Raw genomic sequence first — 4,394 nt, forward strand, 5'->3', positions numbered from 1 at the left:
GGCCGCCCGGCGGCCGCGCCGGCCTCAGCGCACCGCCTGCAGCTCCCACACCCCGGCCGGCGGCGTGTTGCGCCACACCACCGCGCGCCGATGCCAGCGCAGCTGGCGCGGCACGGCGAAGGGCGCGCGTGGCTGGTAGGTGAACTGCACGAGCTTGCGCTCGCCGTCGTGGGCGAGGAATCGGCAGAGGCTATCGACCGTCTCGGCCGCGACCTCCCTGGGGAGCGAGCGGAAAGGCAGGCTGGACACCAGCACCACGCGCCCCGGGCGCTCGATGAGGCCGTCGACGACCTCCTTCGCCGCCGCCTGGCGCACATCCACCGTGGGAAAGCGCGCCTGCAGCCGCCGCGCCAGCGCGGGCTGGAGCTCGACCGCGATCAGCGGCACGCCGGGCAGGCGACGCAGCAAGGCCTCGGTGACCGGGCCGGTGCCGGCGCCGAGCTCGACCACGGTGTCGGCGCCCACCGCCGCGCCCGCCATCGCATTGGCCAGCGTGCGCGACGAGGGCATCACCGCGCCGGTGGATGCGGGGTTGCGCAGCATGGCCAACAGCAGTTGCACCGGCATGGGCGCTCGTCCCTTCGAGATCGACAGGTGCCCATGGTAACGCCGCGACCACCGCCCGCGCACCCCGAAATTGCTCCGCGAAATTGTTCCGGAATACGCCGCGCGGCAACGGGCGCACCGGATCGGGCGACGCCACGGGCACGGCGCGCGGCTGCGGGCGCCGGTTTTCTGTCACCATCACGCCTTTGCCTTCACACCCTCACATCATGGCCGGAACCACCCTGCTCGCACTCATCGACGACATCGCCACCATCATGGACGACGTCGCCACCATGACCAAGGTCGCCGCCAGGAAGACCGCCGGCGTGCTCGGCGACGACCTCGCCCTCAACGCCCAGCAGGTCACCGGCGTGCAGGCCAGCCGCGAGCTGCCGGTGGTATGGGCGGTGGCCAAGGGCTCGATGGTCAACAAGGCCATCCTGGTGCCGGCCGCCTTGCTGATCAGCTGGCTGGCGCCGTGGCTGATCACCCCGCTGCTGATGCTGGGCGGCGCCTTCCTGTGCTTCGAGGGCTTCGAGAAGCTCGCGCACAAGTTCCTGCACTCGAAGCATGAGGACGAGGCCGCGCACCGCGAGACGCTGCAGGCGGTGGCCGACCCGAACGTGGACCTGGTCGCCTTCGAGAAGGAGAAGATCAAGGGCGCGGTGCGCACCGATTTCATTCTGTCGGCCGAGATCGTGGTGATCACCCTCGGCACCGTGGCCGCAGCCTCGCTCGGCCAGCGCGTGGCGGTGCTAGTGGGCATCTCGCTGCTGATGACGGTGGGCGTGTATGGGCTGGTGGCGGGCATCGTCAAGCTCGACGACCTCGGCCTGCACCTGCAGCGCAGCGCGTCGGCCTTCACCCGCCGTGTCGGCGGCGCCATCCTGGCCTTCGCGCCCTGGCTGATGAAGACGCTGTCGGTGGTCGGCACCGCGGCGATGTTCATGGTCGGCGGCGGCATCCTGCTGCACGGCTGGCCGACGGCGGCGCACGCGGTGGAGCATTTCGCGGAAGGCTTCGGCGGCGTGGGCGGCGCGCTGATCAACACCGGCGCGGGCGCCGGCGTGGGCATCGTCGCAGGTGCGATCGTGCTCGCGGCGGTGATGGGGGTGCAGAAGCTGCGCGGGGCGCATTGAGCGTCGGGTCTTCAGTCCATCGAACGACGGTATCGCCCCCCCCAACCGGTCGGTCGCCCAGGCCCTCGCCACATTGCAGCGGTCCGGGTGTCGCGGTCGCTCAGCGTCTCGATGGCCTTCGTGCCGAAGCCGAGCCAAGATCGACCGAGGAGGCCAGGGCCCGGGCGAAGTCCTGCGTCATGCCGATTCGCTCCGCCAGGCATCTCCCGGCATGATCCGCTTCATGAACTCGTCAAAGAGCGGGACCGTGAAGGCCGTGTCTCCATGAGATGGGCTCCACACCATACCCTTGCTAATGATTTTCCCGCGTGTAGGGGCGAGGGCGGAAACCTCCCGTCCAAGGACGGCGGCAATATCGCCGGAGCGGTGCGGTCCGGGACCCAGTTCGGCCATCGCCCTGAGGTAACGTCGCTCCAAGGGCGTCATGCGGTCGAATCGCACCCGGAAGAAGCTCTCGTCAAGGGCAGCGATGGCCACGTTGCTGGCATGTTCCACGTCGGACAGCGTAATGGGACTGGCATCGGCCAAATCCCAAGCGTGCTTTCCCCATTCCTGAAGGAAGTAAGGGTAGCCCAGCGTGTGAGCGATGATCGACTGGACCGCATCGTCGTCGAACTGGACGCCCAGCGCGTTGGCGGGTGATTCCAAGGCTTTGCGCGCGTCGGCACTGTTCAGGGGGCCGACCTCCGGGTAATCGAAGAGCCGCTCGGCATAGGACTTGGCACTGCCGGCCCGTTCCCTCAGCTGAGGCAGACCCGCACCGACCAACATGACGGGCAAGCGCAGTTGAGCACACCGATGCAGGGCAGAGATCAAAGCCGCAAATTGCGCCTCGTTGATGTACTGCAGCTCGTCGATGAACAGGACCACCGCGGTGCCGGCCTCTTTCGCAGCGATCCCGACCTGTTCCAGCAGGGCTGCCAGGTCCGCTTCCAGGTCGCCGTTATCGGCAAGCCCGGGTTCGGGTTCGAAATCGAGGCCGACCTCGATATCCTGGTAGGTGATCCGCAAAGCCTTGGCAAAGCCCGCAAGGGCGCTGAGTCCTCGCTTCGCCACATCCTTTGCAGCTTCCACTCGGCTCAGTCGCAACAGTGCGACACGCAACTGAGGCGCCAGGAGCGCCGGCAACGATCGCCCCTCAGGGGCCTCCATGCGCACGGTGTGCATTCCGTCAGCTTCGGTGTCGACGCGTATGCGCTCGAGGAGTACGGTCTTGCCGACTCCCCGGAGCCCGACCATGAGGACACTCTTGGCCGGGTTGCCGATGCGGATCCGCTGCAGCACAATCCGGACGACGCGGCGCAACTCGTCTCGGCCAGCCAGTTCTGGCGGCGGAGAGCCGGCTCCGGGCGCGTATGGGTTATGAACGGGATCCATGATCATGCCAAGCTTAGGAAAGTTATCTTTAATCGATAATATCTGTAAGCTTGTTTGATCTCAAGCAGCAGCTACCGTCGGCCGGCTCGGCTGCGCCTCCGGTCGGCAAGCCCTTCCGAGCGGCTCCCGCTCCACCGTGCCGCCTCCCGCGATCAGCCTCCTGAAGCGAACCCCGCCCACGCCAGCAAGCCGGCGACGGCGGCGCTGCCTCCCCACCACAGCAGCAGCACCGAGGCCGCCGCCGCGAGCGTCACCAGATAGCCGGCCAGCAGCATCAGGCCGTCGCGCAGGCGCAGGCCCCACGAGATCAGCACGATGGCCAGCGCGGGCAGCACGTTGTCGAAGCTGATGATGGGCACGGGAGTCATCATCGACAGCCCGGCGATGGAGAGCATGGAGGCGTTGAGCACGCGCGCCGGGCGGTCGCTCAGGCGCAGCAGGCGGGGGCGGCCGAGGGACGCGACGATGCCGACGACGCGGCCGAACATGCGCTGCAGCAGCGCCCTCGCGCGACCGTCGATCTCGCGCCGGGCGAGCCAGCGCGGCAAGGGCACGGGCTGGCCGACGCACAGTCCGAAGGCGATCAGCAGGCAGAAGGCGCCGACCGCCGAGGCCATGCCCGGGAGCGCGACCGGAAAAAGCAGCGGCATCGCCAGCAGGGACAGCCACACCAGCCGCTGCCGGTTGCTCTGCCCGAGGGCCTCGGCCATCGTGCCGTCCATGGACGCGAGATGCGCCCCGGCAATGCGTTCCACGGTGGCCCGCCGTTTCGCCTTGAGGAACTCGGATCGGCTGGGTGCGCGGGGGTCCTGGTCTTCCATGACGGTCCAAGGATGATGGATCGGAACGAGACACGAGGGTGTCTGCGCTGCTGCGGGAACATCGAATTCTCGCTCGAAAGCTCGGACAGGTTCCGACCTTCGACGGTTCCCCCGGGTCGAGCCCCGCTGCGGAAGGCGCCGCTGCGACCGGCGCGCGCCGTTTGCGCGCCGGGGTCAGGAGGACGTTTTGGTGGTACGGTTGGACCCTCCTCGTCCGCAGGCCTCATGGCGCGGGCCCTCCTCCGACGTTCGCCAACCGGGTGCAGCATGAGCGATGCCTTCCAGCCCGCGTCGATCGGCGCCGACGGCACACGCGGCGCCGCGATGCCGGTCCCGCGCCTCGACCCGGAATCCGCCCTGCTGTTCGTGATCAACGCCGCCGCGGGCGCGCTCGACGTCGATGCCAAGCGCGCCGTGATCGAATCCACCCTCGCCGCCCGGGGCCGCCGAGGCGAGCTGCTGGTGTGTGCGCCGGACGAGCTGGCACACGTGGCCGCCGAGGCCGCGGCGG

4 protein-coding genes and 1 pseudogene are annotated in these 4,394 nt (G+C 68.8%); 2 read left to right on the forward strand and 3 right to left on the reverse strand.

Translation table 11 applies throughout. The features are described 5' to 3' along the window. Positions 1 to 24 precede the first annotated feature (24 nt). Positions 25 to 567: a class I SAM-dependent methyltransferase gene (locus C667_RS20640; protein WP_004381292.1), complete on the reverse strand. Its 543-nt coding sequence runs from the start codon at positions 565 to 567 to the stop codon at positions 25 to 27. A 206-nt stretch (positions 568 to 773) separates the two neighbouring features. On the opposite strand from C667_RS20640, the gene C667_RS20645 reads away from it, so the two are divergent. Further along, a complete protein-coding gene (locus C667_RS20645) occupies positions 774 to 1,685 on the forward strand; it encodes a DUF808 domain-containing protein (RefSeq protein WP_004381294.1) in 912 nt (303 codons plus the stop codon). A 177-nt stretch (positions 1,686 to 1,862) separates the two neighbouring features. On the opposite strand, the gene C667_RS20650 is transcribed toward C667_RS20645, so the two are convergent. Together C667_RS20650 and C667_RS20655 are read right to left on the reverse strand one after the other, a co-directional pair. Further along, entirely contained in the window at positions 1,863 to 3,068 is a 1,206-nt protein-coding gene (locus tag C667_RS20650) for an ATP-binding protein (RefSeq protein ID WP_245538517.1), read from the reverse strand. A gap of 146 nt (positions 3,069 to 3,214) precedes the next feature. Continuing rightward, positions 3,215 to 3,817, reverse strand: a complete 603-nt coding sequence (locus C667_RS20655; RefSeq protein ID WP_245538518.1) for an exopolysaccharide biosynthesis protein — start codon at positions 3,815 to 3,817, stop codon at positions 3,215 to 3,217. A 333-nt stretch (positions 3,818 to 4,150) separates the two neighbouring features. Here C667_RS20655 and C667_RS20660 point away from each other — a divergent pair. Further along, a pseudogene (locus C667_RS20660) lies at positions 4,151 to 4,394 on the forward strand (diacylglycerol kinase); the annotation flags it as partial.

Origin of the sequence: Thauera phenylacetica B4P, assembly GCF_000310225.1 — a bacterium.
Lineage (GTDB): Bacteria > Pseudomonadota > Gammaproteobacteria > Burkholderiales > Rhodocyclaceae > Thauera > Thauera phenylacetica.

Bases quoted from the DNA above. Each gene is read 5' to 3' on its own strand.
- C667_RS20640 (WP_004381292.1), bottom strand. From the start codon at position 567: ATGCCGGTGCAACTGCTGTTGGCCATGCTGCGCAACCCCGCATCCACC.
- C667_RS20645 (WP_004381294.1), top strand. From the start codon at position 774: ATGGCCGGAACCACCCTGCTCGCACTCATCGACGACATCGCCACCATC.
- C667_RS20650 (WP_245538517.1), bottom strand. From the start codon at position 3,068: ATGATCATGGATCCCGTTCATAACCCATACGCGCCCGGAGCCGGCTCT.